Origin of the sequence: Oceanobacillus sp. CF4.6 (genome assembly GCF_051262635.1) — a bacterium.
In the GTDB taxonomy this organism is placed as follows: Bacteria; Bacillota; Bacilli; order Bacillales; family Amphibacillaceae; genus Oceanobacillus.
The window spans coordinates 57,624-77,667 of record NZ_JBIMEX010000004.1; the positions used below are offsets into that span (position 1 = coordinate 57,624).

A 20,044-nucleotide genomic window follows, 5' to 3' on the forward strand; every position below is an offset into this window, starting at 1 on the left:
ACCACGGCACTCCTATTCTTTCGTTATTGGTGCAAATTTTGCAAGGAGTCGTTTGATACCAACGGGAGCCGGGAAGGCAACATCCAATTCCATTTTCTCTCCGTCACCTTGAACCTTAACGACAGTTCCAACTCCCCATTTCTTATGAGTCGCTTTATCACCGGCAGCCCAACTTTTGCTCTCTGCACCGGTTGTTTTTTGCATATGTTCTGCTCTCCTTTTGATAGGAGCTGGTTTATCCTTCGCTCGATCCAATGATCTAACACCGAACATGGAAGTATTTGCTTGTTCAATCCCATCGATCAATTCTTGCGGGATTTCATTAATAAAGCGGCTAATTGGATTCATATTTGTTTTACCATAAAGTGTACGCATCTTCGCATGTGTCAGGTAGAGTTCTTTTTCTGCTCTGGTAATGCCTACATATGCCAGACGGCGCTCTTCCTGCATTTCCTCATCATCCATCATGGAACGACTGTGCGGGAAAACATTTTCTTCCATCCCAATTAAGAAAACAACTGGAAACTCAAGTCCCTTAGCTGCATGCAGTGTCATTAGTGTGATTTTCGCATCATTATCGGGATCTTCTTCATCAACACGGTCAATGTCTGCAATCAAGGCAAGATCTGTCAGGAACGCGATCAATGTTTTGTCTTCACTTGTTTCTTCAAAATCCTTTGTAACTGTCAAAAACTCTTCTAAGTTTTCCAAACGGCTCTGTGCTTCAATTGTTTTTTCGTTTTCAAGCATTTGTTCATAGCCTGTCCGTTCAAGAACTGCTTCAACCATATCTGTTGCAGTAAGGAATTCCTGCTGCTGTGTTAATGTTTGGATCAAGTTTCCAAATTCAGCAAGTGCATTTGCTGCTTTTGCAGATACGCCTGTAAAGTCAACTTCTTTAACTGCATCATAAAAAGAAATATCATGTTGCATGGCATGTGCTCTTAGTCGCTCGACAGAGGTTTTTCCGATTCCGCGTTTCGGTTCGTTTACGACACGTTCAAAGCTAAGATCATCTTCTGGGTTCGTGATCAAACGTAAGTAGGCAACCATATCCTTAATTTCTTTACGCTCGTAGAACTTATGTCCCCCAACCATTTGATAATTGATCCCAGACTTTAGAAATGTATCCTCAATCGCACGGGATTGTGCATTTGTGCGATATAAAATTGCAACATCGCTTGGAGAAAATCCTTTGTTGCGAGTCAGCTCCTGAATCTTATCTGTCACATAAAGTGCCTCTTCCTGTTCCGTACCTCCTTGAAAATAGCTAATTTTCTGCCCTTCTGCATTTTGTGTCCATAGATTTTTCGGCTTGCGTCCGGCGTTATTTCCGATTACTTTGTTGGCAGCTGCAAGGATGGATTTCGTTGAACGATAATTTTGTTCGAGGAAGACCGAGCGTGCTTTTGGATAGTCCTTTTCAAAAGATAGGATATTTGCTATATCTGCACCCCTCCAGCGATAAATAGACTGATCCGAGTCACCTACAACACATAGGTTCTGATAACGGCTTGCCAGCTGTTTTACGAGAAAATACTGGGCGTGGTTCGTATCCTGATACTCATCCACATGAATATACTGGAAGCGTCGCTGATAATATTCTAATACCTCTGGCACCCGATCAAAAAGGTGGATAGTCTGCATAATTAGATCATCAAAATCGAGTGACTGGTTTTTCCGAAGCATTTTCTGATAGCCTTCATAAACTTGTGCTACCTGATTTTCATAGAAATTACTTGTATTTTTGCTGAATTCCTGATCTGTTATCAATTCGTTTTTCGCAGAGCTTATTTGTCCAAGCATTGCACGTGGATCAAACTTTTTTGGATCCATGTTCAAATTTTTAAGTACTTGTTTAATAGCAGACAGTTGATCTCCACTGTCTAATATTGTAAAACTGCTATTATATCCAATTCGGTCAATATCTCGGCGCAAAATACGCACACACATCGAGTGGAATGTGGATACCCACATATATTCGCCTTGTGAACCAACTAATTTCCGAACACGTTCTTTCATCTCTCTAGCAGCCTTATTTGTAAACGTAATTGCAAGGATATTCCTTGGGGAAACCTCTTTCTCCCCCATCAAATAGGCAATACGATGTGTTAACACTCTCGTTTTACCGCTCCCTGCACCTGCCATAATAAGCAGCGGGCCTTCTGTATGTCGGACAGCTTCTTGCTGTTCCTTATTTAATCCATTTATCATATCATCTATCGTCTGACTCATCACTACACCGTCCCTTGAATCAATTTATTGCTTTTACTGTTTGTAATGCACCTTTAATATCGGTATAAATACTATTCCCAACAATAATAACATCTGCATGCTCTTTCATTTCCTTCGCCTGCATACTGTTTTCGATACCACCACCGTAGAACAACAACGTATCATCCAGCTCTTTTCTCACTTCTTCCAGGAGCTTCGGGTCGCCGTATGTGCCGCTGTATTCGACATAAAAAATTGGCAGGTGAAAAACATGCTCTGCCATATACGCATAGGCTTTCACATCGTCAGCATCTGGTAGAAAACTATTTGTATGCTTAAAAGCCTTGGAATCTTCATTTAATATACAATATCCTTCAAAAAAGACCTCACTAAATTCCATCATATCGATATATTCTTTAATCGCCTTATGTTGAATATCCATCATAAATTTCTTATCCTTGGAATTCAACACCATCGGTACAAAATAATGGTCAAATCCCGGAGTGAGTATTTCTTCCTCAGATACTTCCAATATGCAGGGCACCGTATGTCTACGGCGTATTCGTGATAATAAATCAAGTACACCGTCCAATGTCACATTATCCGTTCCACCTACAATAATAGCATCTGTTCCTGATTCACAAATCCAATCCAAATGTTCATCGGAAATTTCTTTTGCCGGATCGAGTTTAAATATATGTTTCCATTCATTTATCTTCTTCAACAGTAGTATCCTCCATCAACAGAATTCGTTAGTTTATTATACCAAAAATATTAGGCGGAATTTAGGGATATGGCTAATCTTTTTATAAAACAAAAAGGAAGCACCTGGTTTATCGGCGGATGCGTTCTGTTTATCGGCGCATTTTCTTTTTTATCGGCGAACGTGGTGCGTTTATCGGCGGATAATTCGTTTTAACAGCGAAAGTTGCTATTTTAAAAATAAAAAACAGAAACCGCCAACCCACCTTCGGGCTGCGGTTTCTACTCTTTGCTATCTATTCTCTCTAATACCATCTGATACCCATCACTGCCATAATTAATACAGCGACGGACTCGAGAAATGGTCGCCGTCGACGCTTTTGTCTCTTTTTCAATTGCACTGTAGGTGTTACCATCTGTCAGCATTTTCGCAACCTGTAAACGCTGCGAAATCGACTGAATCTCTGACATGGTTGCTATATCATCAAAAAATCGGTAACATTCTTCCCGGTCTTTTAATGATAAAATCGCATTGAACAGTTGGTCCAACTGCTCTCCGCGTAATTTATCAATTTGCACAGAAAAACCTCCTGATCATTATACTAGTTTGAAAAAGTTACAGATTGCTGCATTCCAGGATTTGTCGGCACTACATTAATCCATGTTTTACCAGGTACAAAACCAACGAGCTCGCCATCCTTCACAGGAACAATTCGTCCTTCTTTATTTTCCCACTGGACTTCCTGCACCTGACCTTTTTGGATTAAATAAGCATTGCCACCTGATTCCATATCTACTGCTCTTCTTCCGGCATCATCGATTACCTTATGGGAAGTTTCTACAATAAAGACATTATCCAAGACAATAGGTTCTTCTGAATTTAACTCTACGGTTTGCTCTCCATCACTTGATCTGGAGTAGTTGCCATTTGCTTCATCATAGGAGTACTCCACAATCCACGAAGGGTTATTACTATAAACTATTTTAACATGCTTCATAGGGTTCCCTGACAAATTCTCTACTTCTTCATTTGCCAAAAACTCCAAAGGTTCATGGGAAACAGCCGTCTCGTAACCTTTATCTTCTGCCTTATCATATACCGCATCTAACAATAAGTAAGAATTATGAGGAGCTTTACGGAAAGACTCCCGTTTAAATAGATTACCATCATTATCATAAATTGCGCCATCCAAATAGTTAATTCCCCGATTTGCAATCATATCATTAACAAAGCTAGCTGCTCCATGGTACACATAAAGTGCCTCATATCTATTTGCAAGTTCGAAGTAATATTCTCTAGCACTTCTTACCGGACCAATCACATCAGTCATCTCGCTTTGGTAGAAGGCAAGCAATCGAGTGATCATACCTTCTGCAAGGATTTCAAATACAATGTCCGCTTCAGACAATCCCGACTGTGGTCTGGCAGCTGGATGATTATTTACCATAACACTTATGATACGATTATCCACTTTTTCATTTGTTTCAATACCTGTAAGCGGGAAAATAGTTTCATTTCCCTTCATTTTTTCAGGTACCTCGGTCTTGGCTTTTTCACTACCGAGGTCATTTCCTTTTGTTCCATTATCACTCGCCGGAAGTTCCTCCTTCGAACAGCTCACAAGGAAAACAACAAAAACTGCAAGTAACACGAAAAATAACTTTCTCATAATCCCAACACGCTTTCTCTATTGTAGTCTAATACTATCCTATTATATGCTACCTCATTGTTGCTGGGAAGAGAATTTCTCTATTCTTTACATCCATTATTCCCTGTTGGGTAACTCGAATAAATGGTAGATGTATCGCTGACAGAAAAAGCAGACTGTATACTGGATCATTAAAAACATACCCAAATCCTTTAAGATGCTCTTTTAATTTTCTTTCTTTCGATATAAGGGTTTCTATCTTAACATCTGACATTGTTCCCCCTAGATCAAGCGGAATTTCTACAAGTACTTTTCCTTCGTGCACGAGTACAACTCCCCCGCCGATTTCCTTCAATCGTTTCCATGAAAGAAGAATATCTTTTTTATTCTTCCCGATAAAAATAAGATCACCAGAAGCAGAAAATGTACTGGCCAAAGCGCCTAATTTAGGAGCAAATCCACGTATAGCAGTATTTACTCGCCATTCTCCTTTTCTATCTAATAAAAGCAGAAACTGATCTCCATTCGTTGCTGACAAATCTTCTACCGAAATATCAGTATCAATTGTGTATGGTTTTACAATCACATTATTAACCATTTCCATACCTACAGGTGCGGAGAATTGCAAATCTCCCTCATCCAGGTCCCAGTCAAATTCCATTGGCCCAATATTAAATTGTTTCCAGTCAATGATTGATTCATAGAGCTGATGTTCTGAATCTTTAACTATCCATTGACCTTTTGCCAGCACACTGTCTGGGTGAGGATTTGATTTTTCTTTTAAAATATTAATGTGAGCTATTCTTCCTGGTGCAATACTACCAATCTGCTCATCCAAATGAAAATGTCTTGCAGCATTATAGCTCGCCATCCGGTATGCCTCTTCCAGTGGAATCCCTTTTTCGATTGCAATTTCAAGACATACATTCATGATTCCATCTTTCATAAATTCTGGAGGCGGTCCATCCATCGTCATTGTCAGATTATCAAACGATTCAAGACCTGCCTCGAGAATTTCTTCGATAAGCTTTGGTAAGTCCGGTCTAATGGAAGAATAACGTAAGCCTACACTATAACCCATTTGCAGGCGGTTCATAACTTCCTCACCAGTCATCGATTCATGATCTGCGCTTACACCAAGCAGTTTCATTTTTGTTAGTGTTTTTACAGAAGCTCCTGGAAGATGTCCTTCTACCGGCTTTCCAAGTCTTTTCGCTTCCTGAATCCAATACAGTAACCGATCATTACCAGCGAGCAGACTCGGCCATCCAGTCAATTCTCCCCCCTGTACAACACTTGGATTGGAAAGCCACGAGAGCACATTCGATGTATTAAAGTATTGTTCTTCATCCTGCAACGCTGTTTGTGAATCAAAACGAGCCCACCAGTACATAGAAACCGGTAGTTTATTAAACTCATCCAAAATAGAAAACGCTTTCTTTTTGTCCAACAAAAAATTCCATGTCAGATTATCATTGATTAATGTAGTTGTTCCGAATTTTGCAGCGTGTATAGCTATATCTTCCGGATTTGAAAGCTGAAATGGGTGTGAATGCGGCTCAATATAACCAGGCACTAAATATCTCCCAGTACAATCAACCACTTCTACCTTTGCCAAATCATCTGGTAACTTGTCACCGACATAAACAATCCGTTCGTTAAAAATCCATATATTTGCTTCAAGCCATTGTTTTGTATATACGTTCAAATAAGTAGCATTAGAAAGTACTAGTGTAGGTGCCTCTAATCCATCGACTACTTTTACATGTTGTCTGAGTTCACGGTTTCTCCAATTCAATCCATTTTCCATCATATCTGTCAACTCTCCAATAAGTCATTTTCTCTATTCTAACATATTTTGTACTTTAATTAAGTAAAGTTTTTGTTAATATAAGGAAAAATTTTTAACTCCTTGGATTAGGAATAAGCTTGAAAGTATATAACGGTTTTTCCGCGAATCACTTCATTCATTAAGGCTAAAAGAAGGTCGGGACTGCGGTTACTCGTCACACCGAAAGGAATTGTATTTGCCACAATATGTATAAACTGCGAAGTAACTGCTTTTCCCGCCGTCCGGGATCGCTGCGGGCGGATGCTTTCCGCGGGCACGGCCTCAGCCCCGAAGAGAAAACCACTCTTCTGGTCTTCGGACACGTGCTGGGACTGCGATTACTCGCCCCACCGAAAACCTTTGTTCCCGCAGGAGTCACCGCCCGCCGCTCACCCGGACTGGTGAAGCTGTATGATGCTATTTTTACTATTAAATTTAATAATTGTCAGCAACCTTCTAGCCAGCTCTGGGAAATACACGGAGACTCCAACGGGAAGAGAGGCATAGGTGAGACACTGAAATGCGTCAGCATGAAGGGGCTCACCAGCCGCCCGTGGAAAGCGCAGTGTATTTCCCAGAGCGGTCGCCGAAGTTCCCTATCCTAGTTCGCATTTTATCTCAACTGCGATGATTATAAAGCAACGAACATCTCGAAAGGAACCTTTATTAAAAACGAACCATCCACAGTATGCAGATGGTTCGATATCGTTTACTGTTTTCCGATGTCTTTTCGGTAAAAGAAATCTCCGTTTGTGTTTACTTTTTCGAGCAACTCATAAACATCATTTGCACAAGCATCGAGGGTAGGAGTTTTGGAACCGACAAGCAGGACACGACCACCATCCGAAACAAGAGCATCTTCTACTTGTTTTGTACCGGCATGAACAATAAATGTGCTTGCTGACTCGATAAATTCAGGAATGGTAGCACCTTTCTCATAGGCACCAGGATATCCTTGGGAAGCAAGTACTACTCCAATACATGACGCATCTTCCCAAATGAGTTCAGGATTTCTTCCGCTCAGTACATCTGTAAACACTTGAATGAGATCATTTTTCAATAATGGCAGAACGACTTGTGTTTCCGGGTCTCCAAATCGAGTGTTGAACTCAATCACTTTGGGACCTTTCGTAGTCATAATTAGCCCTGCATATAAAATACCTGTGAAAGCACGATTTTCTGCCATCATTCCATCCGCTGTTTTTTGCAAAATTTGCTCCATGGAAAAATCAAGATGTTCACGAGTAACATCAGGAACTGGGGCAAAGGCTCCCATACCGCCTGTGTTCGGACCTTGATCATTATCAAAAGCTCGTTTATGATCTCTTGCTGTTACCATAGGGAATACTTGATTTTCATGAACAAATGCCATTAACGAGAACTCTTTGCCTTCCAAAAATTCTTCAATGACAACCGTGGCACCCGCACTGGCAAATTCCTTGGATACGAGCATATCATCAACAGCCTGAAGCGCATCTTCTTTCGTCAAAGCTACAATAACACCTTTACCTGCAGCAAGACCATCCGCTTTAACGACGATTGGTGCTCCCATTTCCTCAATATATGCTTTTGCTTCCTGAGCGTCGGTAAAAACAGCATAATCAGCAGTAGGTACATCATATTTTTTCATGAATTCTTTCGCATAGCTTTTGCTACCTTCCAGAAGAGCCGCTTCCTTTGTAGGCGCAAATACAGGCAAATCTTCTTCATGAAACCGATTGGCAATTCCTGCATTTAATGGATTCTCCGGACCAACAATCGTCAAATCGACTGCTTCTTCTTTTGCAAATTTTACAAGCCCTTCGATATCCATTTCATCAATGTTAATGCAAACTGCTTGGTCCAAAATACCACCATTTCCTGGTGCAGCATACAGGTTTGTAATTTGATTACTTTCAGCAAGTTTCATCACCAAGCTATGTTCACGTCCGCCCCGTCCGACTACTAGTACATTCACGATATTATTGCCCCCTTTAAGAAACATCAGGAAGCCCCAAAACAGTGGCCTCCTGATAATCATTTTTAATGTTTGAAGTGACGCATTCCTGTGTATACCATCGCAAGTCCGTATTCATCACAAACAGTGACAGAATCCTGGTCGCGCTTGGAACCACCCGGTTGGATAATCGCCGTAATTCCTGCTTTTACTGCTGCTTCTACTGTATCAGGCATTGGGAAAAATGCATCCGAAGCCAATACCGCTCCTTTTGCTTTATCTCCGGCTTGTTCAATTGCGATATTCGCAGAGCCAATACGATTCATTTGTCCGGCACCGACACCGATTGTCTGATTATCTTTTGCGAGCAAAATTGCATTTGATTTTACATGTTTAACAGCTTTCCAAGCAAACAGTAAATTTTCAAGTTCTGCATCTGTTGGTTTGCGTTTTGTTGCAACTGTTAAATCTTCAAGCGTAACCGTTCCATTATCACTGTTTTGAATCAAAACGCCACCACTAACGGTTGTAAGTTTCTTCGTAACCGTTTCACTTTTCTTTAATTCCAGTTCTAGCAAGCGAATATTCTTCTTCCTTGTTAAAACTTCCAGTGCATCTTTCGTAAACCCAGGTGCAAGAACAATTTCAAGGAATATCTCACTTAGTTTCTCTGCAGTAGGCGCATCAATTTCCCGGTTACATGCTACGATTCCACCAAAGATTGAAATGGGATCAGCATCATATGCACGTCCGAATGCTCCTGAAATTGTTTCTGCTACACCAATTCCACAAGGATTCATATGTTTGACAGCTACAGCTGCCGGGTCATTATATTCTGCCAAGATTTCTAAAGCTGCACTTGCATCCTGAATGTTGTTATAAGATAATTCTTTACCATGCAGTTGTTTTGCAGTAGCAAGACTCGTGCTTTTATCTGTTGGATTTTTATAAAATGCTGCATGCTGGTGCGGGTTTTCACCATAACGAAGGTCCTGTACTTTTTCATATGTAACGGTATACGTTTCCGGGAATTCTTCTTTTGTTTCTCCCATGAAATATTGTGAAATCATCGCATCATAATTGGCAGTATGACGGAAAACTTTAGCTGCAAGCTGTTGCAGAAGTTCCTTATCGATTTTTTCTTCCTGTACTGCCTGCAATACGCTATCATAATCAGAAGGATCCACAACAACGGCCACATCTTCAAAGTTTTTAGCAGCCGAACGAAGCATTGTTGGACCACCAATATCAATATTTTCAATAATTTCCTCTTTAGAAACGCCATCTTTTTCCAATGTCTGTTTAAATGGGTACAAATTAACGACAACGACATCAATTGGTGAAATATTATTTTCTTTCATCTGTTTCATATGTTCTGGATTGGAACGTTTACCAAGCAATCCTCCATGGACTAATGGATGCAATGTTTTTACACGTCCGTCCATTATTTCTGGAAAACCGGTGATTTCATCGACAGCTTTCGCTTTAATTCCAGCATTCACTAGCGCACGTAACGTACCACCAGTCGAAATGATCTCATAGCCTGCTTCAACCAAGCCTTTGGCAAAATCTTCAATGTTACTTTTATCCGAAACACTAATCAGTGCTCTTTTACTCATGACATATCCCTCACTTTGATTGTAGAAGTTGATTGATCACCCGTGGATACAGCTCATGCTCCACTTTTTGTATTTTTTCTTTCAACGATGATTCTGTATCTTTCTCCTGAATGGTAACAGTTTCCTGTGCAATAATTGGCCCCGTGTCAATTCCTTCATCAATGAAATGAACCGTAACTCCAGTTTTCTTCGCTCCAGCCTTAAATGCCTGTCCGATGGCATCAATTCCTGGGAACTCTGGAAGCAGGGAAGGGTGGATATTTACGATTTTTCCCTCGTAAGCCTGTAGCAAAGTAGGCCCGGCAATTCGCATATATCCTGCCAAGAAAATCCAGGAAACCTCTGCCTCTTGGAGTCTTTCTACGATTACTTGTTCATACTCCGCTTTCGAAGCAAATTGTTTCGGATCACATATAAATGTTGGAACGTTATATGTTTTGGCTCTTTCCAGCACAATTGCTTGCGGCTTATCACATACGAGAAGTACAACCTCGCACGCAAGGGATTCCGTCTCCATGATTGCTTGGAAATTGCTTCCCGTTCCAGAGGCAAAAACTGCTGCCCTCACGTTACTCATGATGTGAAATGCACTCCTTCATTGCTCGTCACCGTGCCAATGACAGTTGCTTCCTCACCATTTTCCTTTAACAGCGCAAGTGTATGATCGACAGCTTCCGAAGACACTACGAGTGCCATACCAATACCCATATTGAATACACCATACATATCTTTTTCTGGAATGTTCCCTTGCTTTTGAAGGAATGAGAAAATCTCTGGTACGTGCCAGCTCCCTTTATTCAATTCCACACCGAGGCCACTCGGCATCATACGAGGGAAATTTTCATAAAAACCGCCACCTGTAATATGTGAGATACCTTTTACATTCGTTTCTTTTAAAACTGCTGCTACTTGCTTCGCATAGATTTTAGTTGGTGTCATTACTGTGTCACCTAGGGTTTTTGAGAGACCTTCGTATGTCTCTTTTAAGTCTAGGTCTTCAATAATTTTTCGAACCAATGAATATCCATTGGAATGAATGCCACTAGAGGCAAGTCCTATAACCACATCCCCTGCTTCAATGGATTCACCTGTAACTAGTTTTGATTTTTCGGCAATCCCTACAACAAACCCAGCTAGATCATATTCATTCTCGCTGTACATACCAGGCATTTCCGCTGTTTCTCCACCGATAAGTGCTGCACCTGCATCAACACAGCCACCTGCAATACCAGAAACAATTTGTTCGATCATTGCAGGGTCATTTTTCCCACATGCGATGTAGTCAAGGAAAAATAATGGTTGTGCTCCTTGTGCAACAATGTCATTCGCGCACATGGCAACTAAATCAATTCCAACAGAATCATGTTTATCCATTTCAAAGGCAAGTTTCAATTTCGTTCCAACACCGTCAGTTCCTGAAACCATCACAGGCTCCTTATAGTTAAAGCCGGAAAGGTCAAATAATCCTGCAAATGAACCGATACCCCCAAGAACTTCTGGACGAGTCGTTTTTGCGATATGCTTTTTCATTCGCTCAACAGCTTCATAACCCTTTTCTACGTCTACTCCAGCATTTTTATATACATCTGACATGTTTGACACCCCCTATTAATATGTGACTCCCTCTATTATGGTTTATTAACAGTACTTAATTTCTGCTTCTCCTTCTTCCACCATCACAGGATAATTTCCTGTCATACATGCCATACAAACTCCCTGATTAATTGTTTTATCTTTTACAATCGCTTCTTCCAATCCTTTTTCCGATAAATAAGAGACACTGTCTGCACCTATAATTTCGCCTATTTCTTCATTTGTGTTATTGGATGCAATTAGTTCTTTCCGAGTTGACATATCGATCCCGTAGTAACACGGATTCTTGATGGCAGGTGAAGCAATTCGAACATGAACTTCTAATGCGCCTGCGTCTTTTAACATCTGTACAATACGTCTGCTTGTCGTACCACGTACAATCGAATCATCAATCATGACAATTCGTTTGCCTTCTACGATCCCACGAACTGGAGACAATTTCAGCTTCACTCCGAGTTCACGCAGTTCTTGAGAAGGTTGTATAAATGTCCTTCCAACATAGCGATTTTTAATGATTCCCATTTCGTAAGGCAGACCACTCTCTTCCGCATAACCAACAGCAGCTGAAATACTGGAATCAGGAACCCCGACTACAATATCTGCTTCCACCGGTGATTCTTTTGCAAGTTCGATCCCCATTCGTTTTCGGGATGCATGAACATTAACATGATTTACATTGCTGTCTGGTCTGGATAAATATACATATTCCATCGCACACATTTTTCTGCCATTACGTGGTGCAAATCTCATTGATTTGATACCCTCATCACTAATCGTCACCAGTTCGCCCGGCAAAACTTCGCGTTCAAATGTCGCACCTATTTGATCAAATGCACAAGTCTCCGAAGCCACGACGTAAGCATCACCAAGTTTACCAATTGATAATGGGCGTATCCCGGCTGGATCAAGGGCAGCATACATTTTATCTTCTTTCAGAATAAGGTATGCGTAAGCACCGACAACTTGATTTAGCGCGTTAGCAATTGTTTCTTCATTCGTTTTGTTACCACTGCGTTTGATTAGATGTGCAAGCACTTCCGTATCTGATGAGGTTTGTAATATACTCCCTTGCTCTTCAAGTTCTCCACGAAGCTTATGTGCATTCATGAGGTTTCCATTATGCGCTAACGCCATTCCACCACTTTGGGATCGGAATAATAAAGGTTGAACGTTATCAATCCCGCGCCCGCCCTGTGTCGTATACCGAACATGTCCGACTGCTACTCGACCGGCGAGATCATCAAATTTAGCATGCTTAAACACATCATTAACAAGCCCTAGCCCTTTATGTGCTTTCAGTTCCTTACCGTCACTAACAACAATCCCAGCACCTTCCTGGCCACGATGCTGCATGGAATGTAATCCATAATACGTTAATTCGGCTGCCTTCTCATGTCCCCATATTCCAAATACACCACATTCTTCGTTTATGCCTTTGATTTCAGCAAGCATGGGATAGCTCCCCTCCATAATTTCTCGAGTTTTTTAACATCTTCTTGAATAATTGGACTGTTGTCAGCGGAAACGCGCAACATTCCATCCTCCGTAACCGTACCAATCTGGAACGCATCCTGAATTTTACTTTCAACTAATGATTTATGTTCATCTTTAACAGTAAAGAGAAATCTTGACTGGGTTTCACTGAATAGTTCAGTTGTTGCTTCACCATTAAGTTTCACATCAGCTCCAAGCCCATTATCTGTAAACACACTCTCAGCCAAAGCAACGGCAAGTCCGCCTTCTGCTAAGTCATGTGCGGATTCTATTATTCCGGATTGGATTGCTTCCAACAATTGCTTTTGTCTTTTTGCCTCAATATCTAAATCGATTTTCGGTGCTTTACCTTCATATTTTCCTTGTATCACATTCTGAAGCTCACTACCGCCGAATTCAACTTCCGCTTTACCAATTACGTAGATTGCATTTCCAGCGTTCTGGAAAAAGCTTGGTGTGATATGTTCCAATGATTCATGAAGCCCAACCATACCAACTACGGGTGTAGGGAAAATTGATTTTCCTTTTGACTGATTGTATAAGGAAACATTTCCGCTAATTACCGGGGTTCCTAAACGCTCACAAGCCTGGCTCATACCTTCCACACTTTTCTCCATTTGCCAGAATACTTCCGGATTCGTTGGATTACCAAAGTTTAAACCATCTGTTAACCCAAGTGGTCTAGCTCCTGAGCAGACAATATTACGTGCCGCTTCTGCTACAGCAATTTTCCCTCCTGTTTCCGGGTCCAAATAAATATAACGGGAATTACAATCTGTCGTAATCGCAAGTGCCTTGTCTTTTCCTTTGATACGGACAACAGCAGCGTCAGATCCAGGTGTTACAACGGTGTTCGTCTGTACCATGGAATCATATTGGTCATATACCCACTCTTTGCTTGCAATGGTCGGTTGTTGTAATAACGTTTTAAGCATTTCCGCTGGATTGTCTACTTTCGGAATTTCACTTTCCATCTTTTGGAATTCTTTAAAATATGCCGCTTCTTGCGATGGCATATTGTATACTGGCGCATCATCTGCAAGCGAATCAACCGGAATATCTGCAACCACTTCTCCGAGATGTTTAATACGGAATACTTTCTCCTCAATGACTTCACCAACTGGTACTGCCTTCAATCCATACTTTTCAAATATATCGATAATTTCTTGTTCACGACCACGTTCGACACAAAGTAACATACGCTCTTGAGATTCGGAGAGCATCATTTCATATGCTGTCATGTTCTGTTCGCGCTGTGGAACAAGATCCAAGTTCATTTCCATTCCGGTTCCAGCTTTGCTCGCCATTTCACTGGCAGAGGAAGTAAGACCGGCAGCACCCATATCCTGCATACCAACTAATGCATCCGAATGAATTACTTCCAAACAAGCTTCAATAAGCAGTTTTTCCATAAATGGGTCACCAACTTGTACGGCAGGGCGATCTTTCGCAGCATCTTCTCCTAAGTCATCAGAAGCAAATGTGGCACCATGAATCCCATCTCGTCCTGTTGGAGGACCCGCATAGAGAATTGTATTTCCAATTCCAGATGCAATTCCTTTTTGGATCTCATCATGATTAATTAATCCAACACTCATCGCATTCACAAGCGGGTTATCTTCATAGCTATCATCAAATTGCACTTCTCCTCCGACTGTTGGAACACCGACACAGTTTCCATATCCTGCAATTCCGCTAACAACTTCCGAAAACAGATATTTCGTACGATCGGTTGTTAAATTACCAAAACGAAGTGAGTTCATCGATGCGATTGGACGCGCACCCATGGAAAAGACGTCACGAATAATTCCCCCAACACCTGTTGCCGCACCTTGATAGGGTTCCACAGCAGATGGATGATTATGACTCTCTACCTTAAAAACAACTGCCTGATTATCTCCAATGTCGATAATACCAGCACCTTCACCAGGACCTTGAAGGACATGCGGTGCTTTCGTCGGGAATTTTCTAAGCAATGGTTTGGAAGTCTTGTAGCTACAATGCTCTGACCACATAACAGAGAAGATTCCTGTCTCCGTGAAATTGGGAAGCCTGTTCATAATGCCTTTAACCATCTCAAATTCCTGATCACTGAGACCCATCTCACGATATAATTTATCACGTTCTATTTGCTCTGGGCTGATATCATGCGTTTGTTGCATAGGTGTCCCTCCAATTTTGAACCATAGACTTGAATAATCGTAGTCCATCTTCACTACCTAATAATTCTTCCACGGCACGCTCCGGATGCGGCATCATGCCAAGTACATTTCCTTCTTTATTGATAATGCCTGCAATATCTTTAACAGATCCATTCGGGTTATTCTTATAGGTAAATACGATTTGATTATTGGCCTTCAATTCTGATAACGTTTCCTCATCGCAGAAATAATTTCCTTCTCCATGAGCAATCGGGAAGCGAACCACTTCCCCTTTTCCATAACCAGAAGTAAATGACGTCTTCGCATTTTCGACAATCAGTTCTTCCTGATGGCACATAAATGAAAGTTTTTCATTCCGCATGAGAGCTCCCGGTAATAGTCCAGCTTCCGTCAAAATCTGAAATCCATTACAAACACCAAGGACAGGTTTACCTTTTGCTGCATGTGCTTTTATTTGCTTCATGACATTTGATGTTGAAGCAACCGCTCCTGAACGCAAGTAATCGCCATATGAGAATCCACCTGGAATGAGAATTCCGTCGTAGGTCTCTAAATTACTATCCTCATACCATACAAGATCAGCTTCAGCTTGCAGTACTTCTTTTACTGCATGGTACATATCACGGTCACAATTCGATCCTGGAAAAACAACTACAGCGAATTTCACAAGCCCTCATCCTCCTCCACATCAAAGCGGTAATCTTCAATAACAGGGTTTGCGAGCAACTTGTCACACATTTCGGTAACACGCGCTTCAAGAGCAGGCCCATCTTTCACTTTTAATTCAATATATTTATTAACTCTTGCATCTTCAATTTCGTTATACCCTAGGGAATTAAGTGATTCCTGGATTGCTTTACCTTGTGGATCAAGAACACCTTGCTTTAATGTAATATAGACAGTTACCTTTCTCATACTTTAGCCTCCAGCCTTTTTAAAATTTCTTCATATACTTCAATTAAATCTCCAGTACCTTTACGGAATACATCTTTATCCAAATTTTCTCCTGTTGTCATATCCCATAATCGGCATGTATCCGGGGAAACTTCATCAGCAAGTATGATTGTTCGGCCTGATTTGCGCCCAAACTCAAGCTTAAAATCTACTAATGAAATATTTATTGAACGAAAGATGTCAATTAGATGTGTATTGATTTCAAGTGCCAATTCTTTGATTTCTTTTATTTCCGCTTCGGTTACATTGGATAAGTACAATGCATGTTCATCATTGATCAGCGGATCACCGAGCTCATCATCTTTGTAGAAAAACTCAAGCATAGGTTTCTCAAAAGGAGTCCTCTCTTCAATTCCCAATCGTTTTGGAATACTGCCGGCAGCAATATTACGCACAACAACTTCTAATGGGATAATTTCCGTTTGGAAGACCAGTTGTTCTGTCTCATTTAACCGTTCAATAAAATGGGTTTCAATTCCTTTATCATGTAGTTCTTTAAAGATAAGTGATGAAATTTCATTATTTAATCTGCCTTTCCCTTCAAAGGAGTCTTTCTTTCCCCCATTGAAAGCTGTAGCGTCGTTTTTATAAGATAAAACTAGTTTACCGGACTCTCCTTGTGCTTGATAAACTTGCTTTGCTTTTCCTTCATAAAGGAGCTCTGCTTTCATCCTGTTTTACCCCTCTCTACAATCCAATTCTTCCGAAAATAACATCTACATTTTTCAAATGATAGGTGTAATCAAAGCAATCCTCGATTTCTTCCTGGGTCAGTTTTCCAGCAATTATCTCATCTGCTTCGACAAGCTGTTTGAAATGGGTTGCCGTTTCCCATGCCTGCATTGCTTTGGGCTGAACGATATCATAAGCAGCTTCACGTGCCATTCCTTTATCGATTAACTTAAGCAAAACACGCTGTGAGAAAATAACGCCATGTGTTTTATCGATATTGCGTTTCATATTTTCAGGAAATACAGTTAAGTTTTTAACAATGTTTCCGAAACGGTTAAGCATATAGTTCAAAGCGATTGTCGCATCAGGTAAAATGACGCGTTCAGCTGATGAATGCGAAATGTCACGTTCATGCCATAAGGATACATTTTCATAGGCAGTCAGCATATAGCCACGGATCACGCGTGCCATTCCGGTCATGTTTTCAGATCCGATTGGATTACGTTTATGTGGCATAGCTGAAGATCCTTTTTGACCTTTTGCAAAGCGTTCTTCCACTTCACGTGTTTCTGTCTTTTGCAATCCGCGAATTTCTGTAGCAAATTTTTCGACAGAAGTAGCAATTAAAGCAAGCGTTGAGAAATAGGCTGCATGACGGTCACGCTGTAATGTCTGTGTCGATACTGGTGCTGGAGTTGTACCCAACTTTTCACAAACGTACTGCTCGATAAATGGATCAATATTAGCGTAAGTTCCTACTGCTCCGGACATTTTACCAAATTCAATATTTTCAGCAGCCGCTTCAAAACGTTCCAGGTTACGTTTCATTTCTTCATACCAAAGTGCCATCTTCAGACCAAAAGTAGTCGGTTCAGCGTGGACACCGTGTGTACGTCCCATCATTACCGTATGTTTATGCTCAATAGCCTTGTCTTTCAATATTTCGATGAAGTTATGCAAGTCTTTACGGATAATTTCATTTGCCTGTTTAATTAAATAGGATAGTGCCGTGTCAACTACATCTGTGGAAGTTAATCCGTAATGAATCCATTTACGTTCTTCACCAAGTGTTTCAGATACTGCACGTGTGAAGGCAACAACATCATGACGTGTTTCTTCTTCTATTTCATAAATTCGGTTCATATCAAAAGATGCATGTTCTCTTATTTTCTTAACGTCTTCTTTAGGTATTACTCCCAGTTCACTCCATGCTTCACAAGCAAGAATTTCAACTTCAAGCCAAGCTTTGAATTTATTTTCTTCTGTCCAAATATTTCCCATTTCTTCTCTTGTGTAACGTTCTATCATAGCGTTGCCTCCTTGAAGTTCACTATCTGTTTTTTTAATGCTTCTTCATTTTCGGCAACAAATGTAACATGTCCCATTTTCCGCTTCGCTTTCGGTTCTGCTTTGCCATATAAATGAATAAAGCCATCTTCTGTTTGAGCCATTGCTTTTAATATGCCTTCCAGATCCTCACCGAGAACATTCACCATCACCGTTGGCATCAGCAGCTTTATATCTGTTAATGGTAAACCACAGATTGCCCGGATATGCTGGGTGAATTGAGAAATATTGCATGCTTCTATCGTGTAATGACCAGAGTTATGCGGTCTGGGAGCCATCTCATTCAAATAGATGCCTTCTCCCTTAACAAACATTTCAATCGCAAAAGTACCAACAATATTCATTTTCTCAGCTAGTGATTCTGCTGCTTTATATGCCTTCTCTTCGATGAGTTCGCTAATCGTTGCCGGTACTGTTGTTTGATACAAAATATGATCGCGATGTTCATTTTCTGCGATTGGAAAATAGGTGATTTTCCCTGTCAAGGATCTTGTAAACACAACTGATATTTCTTTATCAAACGTTATCCATTGCTCAATAATGCAATGTTCATTTGCCTCTGCAAATTGTAAAGCTTGTTCCATGTCTTCTGCTGAATTAATCTTTAACTGACCTTTCCCATCATATCCACCGCGGCAAGTTTTAATAACTGCCGGAAATGTAAACTCTTTTAAGGCTTCACTGCACTCCTCTGCATTAGCAACGACTGCAAACGGAGGGATTGGAAGACCTGCATCCTTCATCAATTGTTTTTCTTTTTCACGGTTTTGGGTAATTTCAAGCGCATAAGCACCTTGTGGAAGTTTCCCTTTTTCTTCTATATAAGCAGCAGTTTTAAGATTAACATTTTCAAATTCATAGGTTACGACATCACTGATTTCTGTTAGTTCCTTAATTGCATTCCAATCATCATAAGCCGCTGTAATCTGAATATCAGCTACCTGTGCAGTTGGGCAATTTGGTGTCGGATCAAGGACAGCAATCTTGTAGCCCATATATCTTGCTGCAATTGCCATCATTCTGCCAAGTTGTCCGCCACCAATAATTCCGATTGTTTGTGGTGGGAGTATGCTTTTACTTTTCTGCAAGGTCTTCCCTCATTTCCATAACTTTTGACTTCATTGTTTTACGATAGTCTTCAAGCTTTTCCGCTGTTTTATTATCAAATGTCCCAATTATTTGCGCTGCAAGGATTCCAGCATTAATTGCTCCAGCTTTCCCTATTGCAACAGTTGCTGTTGGAACTCCTCCCGGCATCTGTACGATGGATAGTAACGAATCGATTCCATTCAATGCTTTACTTTCAACAGGAACACCAATGACTGGCAATGTCGTCTGCGATGCTACCATACCTGGCAGATGTGCTGCTCCCCCAGCTCCTGCAATAATTACCTTTAACCCGCGTTCACGAGCTGATTTTGCATAAGTAAACATTTCGTCAGGTGTACGATGTGCTGAAATAACATCTTTTTCATAAGAAATGTTCAATTCCTCAAGTACGTTACACGTATGCTCCATCGTTTCCCAATCCGAGATACTTCCCATAATAACGCCAATCTGAGCCATCAAATCCCTCTTCCTCTAACTGATTTATATCATTCCCTTTTTGATTTAAAAAAGTCTATTCGTCTCTCTCTTTATGAGAGAAGATGAATAGACTTAGCTACTTCGGACGCATCCAAATTGATCATTACACATGCGCAACGAATCATCTTCCCTCATAGTCCAGCATTTACGGTGCTAGGTAGAAACTTCTGAGCCGTATTCTCAGCAAATATATGAGGTACCGTATTTATTTGTCGGCTTAAGCATAACAAATCGAAAACAAAAAATCAATAAAACAGCGAACGATTTATTAATGTTTTTTGTTT

Annotated in this window: 17 protein-coding genes and 1 riboswitch; all 17 genes read right to left on the reverse strand. The window is 40.7% G+C overall.

Going from position 1 to position 20,044, the window contains the following annotated elements; translation table 11 throughout:
- Window positions 1–12: 12 nt before the first annotated feature.
- Window positions 13–2,235, reverse strand: a complete 2,223-nt coding sequence (gene pcrA / locus ACHABU_RS08465; protein WP_435764335.1) for a DNA helicase PcrA — start codon at window positions 2,233–2,235, stop codon at window positions 13–15.
- A 19-nt stretch (window positions 2,236–2,254) separates the two neighbouring features.
- Window positions 2,255–2,938, reverse strand: a complete 684-nt coding sequence (locus tag ACHABU_RS08470) for a heptaprenylglyceryl phosphate synthase (RefSeq protein ID WP_435764337.1) — start codon at window positions 2,936–2,938, stop codon at window positions 2,255–2,257.
- A 260-nt stretch (window positions 2,939–3,198) separates the two neighbouring features.
- Window positions 3,199–3,495: a YerC/YecD family TrpR-related protein gene (locus tag ACHABU_RS08475; RefSeq protein WP_435764339.1), complete on the reverse strand. Its 297-nt coding sequence runs from the start codon at window positions 3,493–3,495 to the stop codon at window positions 3,199–3,201.
- A 23-nt stretch (window positions 3,496–3,518) separates the two neighbouring features.
- Window positions 3,519–4,586: a DUF3048 domain-containing protein gene (locus ACHABU_RS08480; protein WP_435764341.1), complete on the reverse strand. Its 1,068-nt coding sequence runs from the start codon at window positions 4,584–4,586 to the stop codon at window positions 3,519–3,521.
- 49 nt (window positions 4,587–4,635) lie between these two features.
- Window positions 4,636–6,378 (reverse strand): adenine deaminase C-terminal domain-containing protein, encoded by a 1,743-nt coding sequence (locus ACHABU_RS08485; RefSeq protein ID WP_435764343.1) that lies wholly within the window; start codon window positions 6,376–6,378, stop codon window positions 4,636–4,638.
- Between the two features lie 727 nt (window positions 6,379–7,105).
- Window positions 7,106–8,353 carry a phosphoribosylamine--glycine ligase gene (gene purD / locus ACHABU_RS08490; protein WP_435764345.1) on the reverse strand — a complete coding sequence of 416 codons (1,248 nt, stop codon included), beginning with the start codon at window positions 8,351–8,353 and terminating at the stop codon, window positions 7,106–7,108.
- A 65-nt stretch (window positions 8,354–8,418) separates the two neighbouring features.
- A complete protein-coding gene (purH, locus tag ACHABU_RS08495; protein WP_435764347.1) occupies window positions 8,419–9,951 on the reverse strand; it encodes a bifunctional phosphoribosylaminoimidazolecarboxamide formyltransferase/IMP cyclohydrolase in 1,533 nt (510 codons plus the stop codon).
- Between the two features lie 10 nt (window positions 9,952–9,961).
- Window positions 9,962–10,528, reverse strand: a complete 567-nt coding sequence (purN, locus tag ACHABU_RS08500; RefSeq protein ID WP_435764349.1) for a phosphoribosylglycinamide formyltransferase — start codon at window positions 10,526–10,528, stop codon at window positions 9,962–9,964.
- Window positions 10,525–11,544: a phosphoribosylformylglycinamidine cyclo-ligase gene (gene purM, locus ACHABU_RS08505; protein ID WP_435764351.1), complete on the reverse strand. Its 1,020-nt coding sequence runs from the start codon at window positions 11,542–11,544 to the stop codon at window positions 10,525–10,527. The genes purN and purM overlap by 4 nt, the downstream gene beginning before the upstream one ends.
- 45 nt (window positions 11,545–11,589) lie before the next feature.
- Window positions 11,590–12,996 (reverse strand): amidophosphoribosyltransferase, encoded by a 1,407-nt coding sequence (gene purF / locus ACHABU_RS08510; protein WP_435764353.1) that lies wholly within the window; start codon window positions 12,994–12,996, stop codon window positions 11,590–11,592.
- The gene (gene purL / locus ACHABU_RS08515; protein WP_435764355.1) at window positions 12,972–15,200 is read right to left on the reverse strand and encodes a phosphoribosylformylglycinamidine synthase subunit PurL; all 2,229 of its coding nucleotides are present in this window, start codon (window positions 15,198–15,200) and stop codon (window positions 12,972–12,974) included. The genes purF and purL overlap by 25 nt, the downstream gene beginning before the upstream one ends.
- Complete coding sequence (gene purQ / locus ACHABU_RS08520; protein WP_435764357.1) at window positions 15,184–15,867, reverse strand: phosphoribosylformylglycinamidine synthase subunit PurQ; 684 nt, start codon at window positions 15,865–15,867, stop codon at window positions 15,184–15,186. The genes purL and purQ overlap by 17 nt, the downstream gene beginning before the upstream one ends.
- Complete coding sequence (gene purS, locus ACHABU_RS08525; protein ID WP_435764359.1) at window positions 15,864–16,115, reverse strand: phosphoribosylformylglycinamidine synthase subunit PurS; 252 nt, start codon at window positions 16,113–16,115, stop codon at window positions 15,864–15,866. Before purS ends, purQ begins: the two co-directional genes overlap by 4 nt.
- Window positions 16,112–16,825: a phosphoribosylaminoimidazolesuccinocarboxamide synthase gene (gene purC / locus ACHABU_RS08530; RefSeq protein ID WP_435764361.1), complete on the reverse strand. Its 714-nt coding sequence runs from the start codon at window positions 16,823–16,825 to the stop codon at window positions 16,112–16,114. The genes purS and purC overlap by 4 nt, the downstream gene beginning before the upstream one ends.
- 16 nt (window positions 16,826–16,841) lie before the next feature.
- Window positions 16,842–18,134: an adenylosuccinate lyase gene (gene purB / locus ACHABU_RS08535; RefSeq protein WP_435764363.1), complete on the reverse strand. Its 1,293-nt coding sequence runs from the start codon at window positions 18,132–18,134 to the stop codon at window positions 16,842–16,844.
- A complete protein-coding gene (gene purK / locus ACHABU_RS08540) occupies window positions 18,131–19,261 on the reverse strand; it encodes a 5-(carboxyamino)imidazole ribonucleotide synthase (protein WP_435764365.1) in 1,131 nt (376 codons plus the stop codon). The genes purB and purK overlap by 4 nt, the downstream gene beginning before the upstream one ends.
- A complete protein-coding gene (purE, locus tag ACHABU_RS08545) occupies window positions 19,248–19,739 on the reverse strand; it encodes a 5-(carboxyamino)imidazole ribonucleotide mutase (RefSeq protein WP_435764367.1) in 492 nt (163 codons plus the stop codon). Before purE ends, purK begins: the two co-directional genes overlap by 14 nt.
- A gap of 135 nt (window positions 19,740–19,874) precedes the next feature.
- A riboswitch (purine riboswitch) is annotated at window positions 19,875–19,975 on the reverse strand.
- Window positions 19,976–20,044 lie beyond the last annotated feature (69 nt).

What these genes read in the sequence shown, in the direction of transcription:
- pcrA (WP_435764335.1), bottom strand. Translation starts at nt 2,235, where the DNA reads ATGAGTCAGACGATAGATGATATGATAAATGGATTAAATAAGGAACAG.
- ACHABU_RS08480 (WP_435764341.1), bottom strand. Translation starts at nt 4,586, where the DNA reads ATGAGAAAGTTATTTTTCGTGTTACTTGCAGTTTTTGTTGTTTTCCTT.
- ACHABU_RS08485 (WP_435764343.1), bottom strand. Translation starts at nt 6,378, where the DNA reads ATGATGGAAAATGGATTGAATTGGAGAAACCGTGAACTCAGACAACAT.
- purH (WP_435764347.1), bottom strand. Translation starts at nt 9,951, where the DNA reads ATGAGTAAAAGAGCACTGATTAGTGTTTCGGATAAAAGTAACATTGAA.
- purN (WP_435764349.1), bottom strand. Translation starts at nt 10,528, where the DNA reads ATGAGTAACGTGAGGGCAGCAGTTTTTGCCTCTGGAACGGGAAGCAAT.
- purM (WP_435764351.1), bottom strand. Translation starts at nt 11,544, where the DNA reads ATGTCAGATGTATATAAAAATGCTGGAGTAGACGTAGAAAAGGGTTAT.
- purF (WP_435764353.1), bottom strand. Translation starts at nt 12,996, where the DNA reads ATGCTTGCTGAAATCAAAGGCATAAACGAAGAATGTGGTGTATTTGGA.
- purL (WP_435764355.1), bottom strand. Translation starts at nt 15,200, where the DNA reads ATGCAACAAACGCATGATATCAGCCCAGAGCAAATAGAACGTGATAAA.
- purS (WP_435764359.1), bottom strand. Translation starts at nt 16,115, where the DNA reads ATGAGAAAGGTAACTGTCTATATTACATTAAAGCAAGGTGTTCTTGAT.
- purC (WP_435764361.1), bottom strand. Translation starts at nt 16,825, where the DNA reads ATGAAAGCAGAGCTCCTTTATGAAGGAAAAGCAAAGCAAGTTTATCAA.
- purB (WP_435764363.1), bottom strand. Translation starts at nt 18,134, where the DNA reads ATGATAGAACGTTACACAAGAGAAGAAATGGGAAATATTTGGACAGAA.
- purE (WP_435764367.1), bottom strand. Translation starts at nt 19,739, where the DNA reads ATGGCTCAGATTGGCGTTATTATGGGAAGTATCTCGGATTGGGAAACG.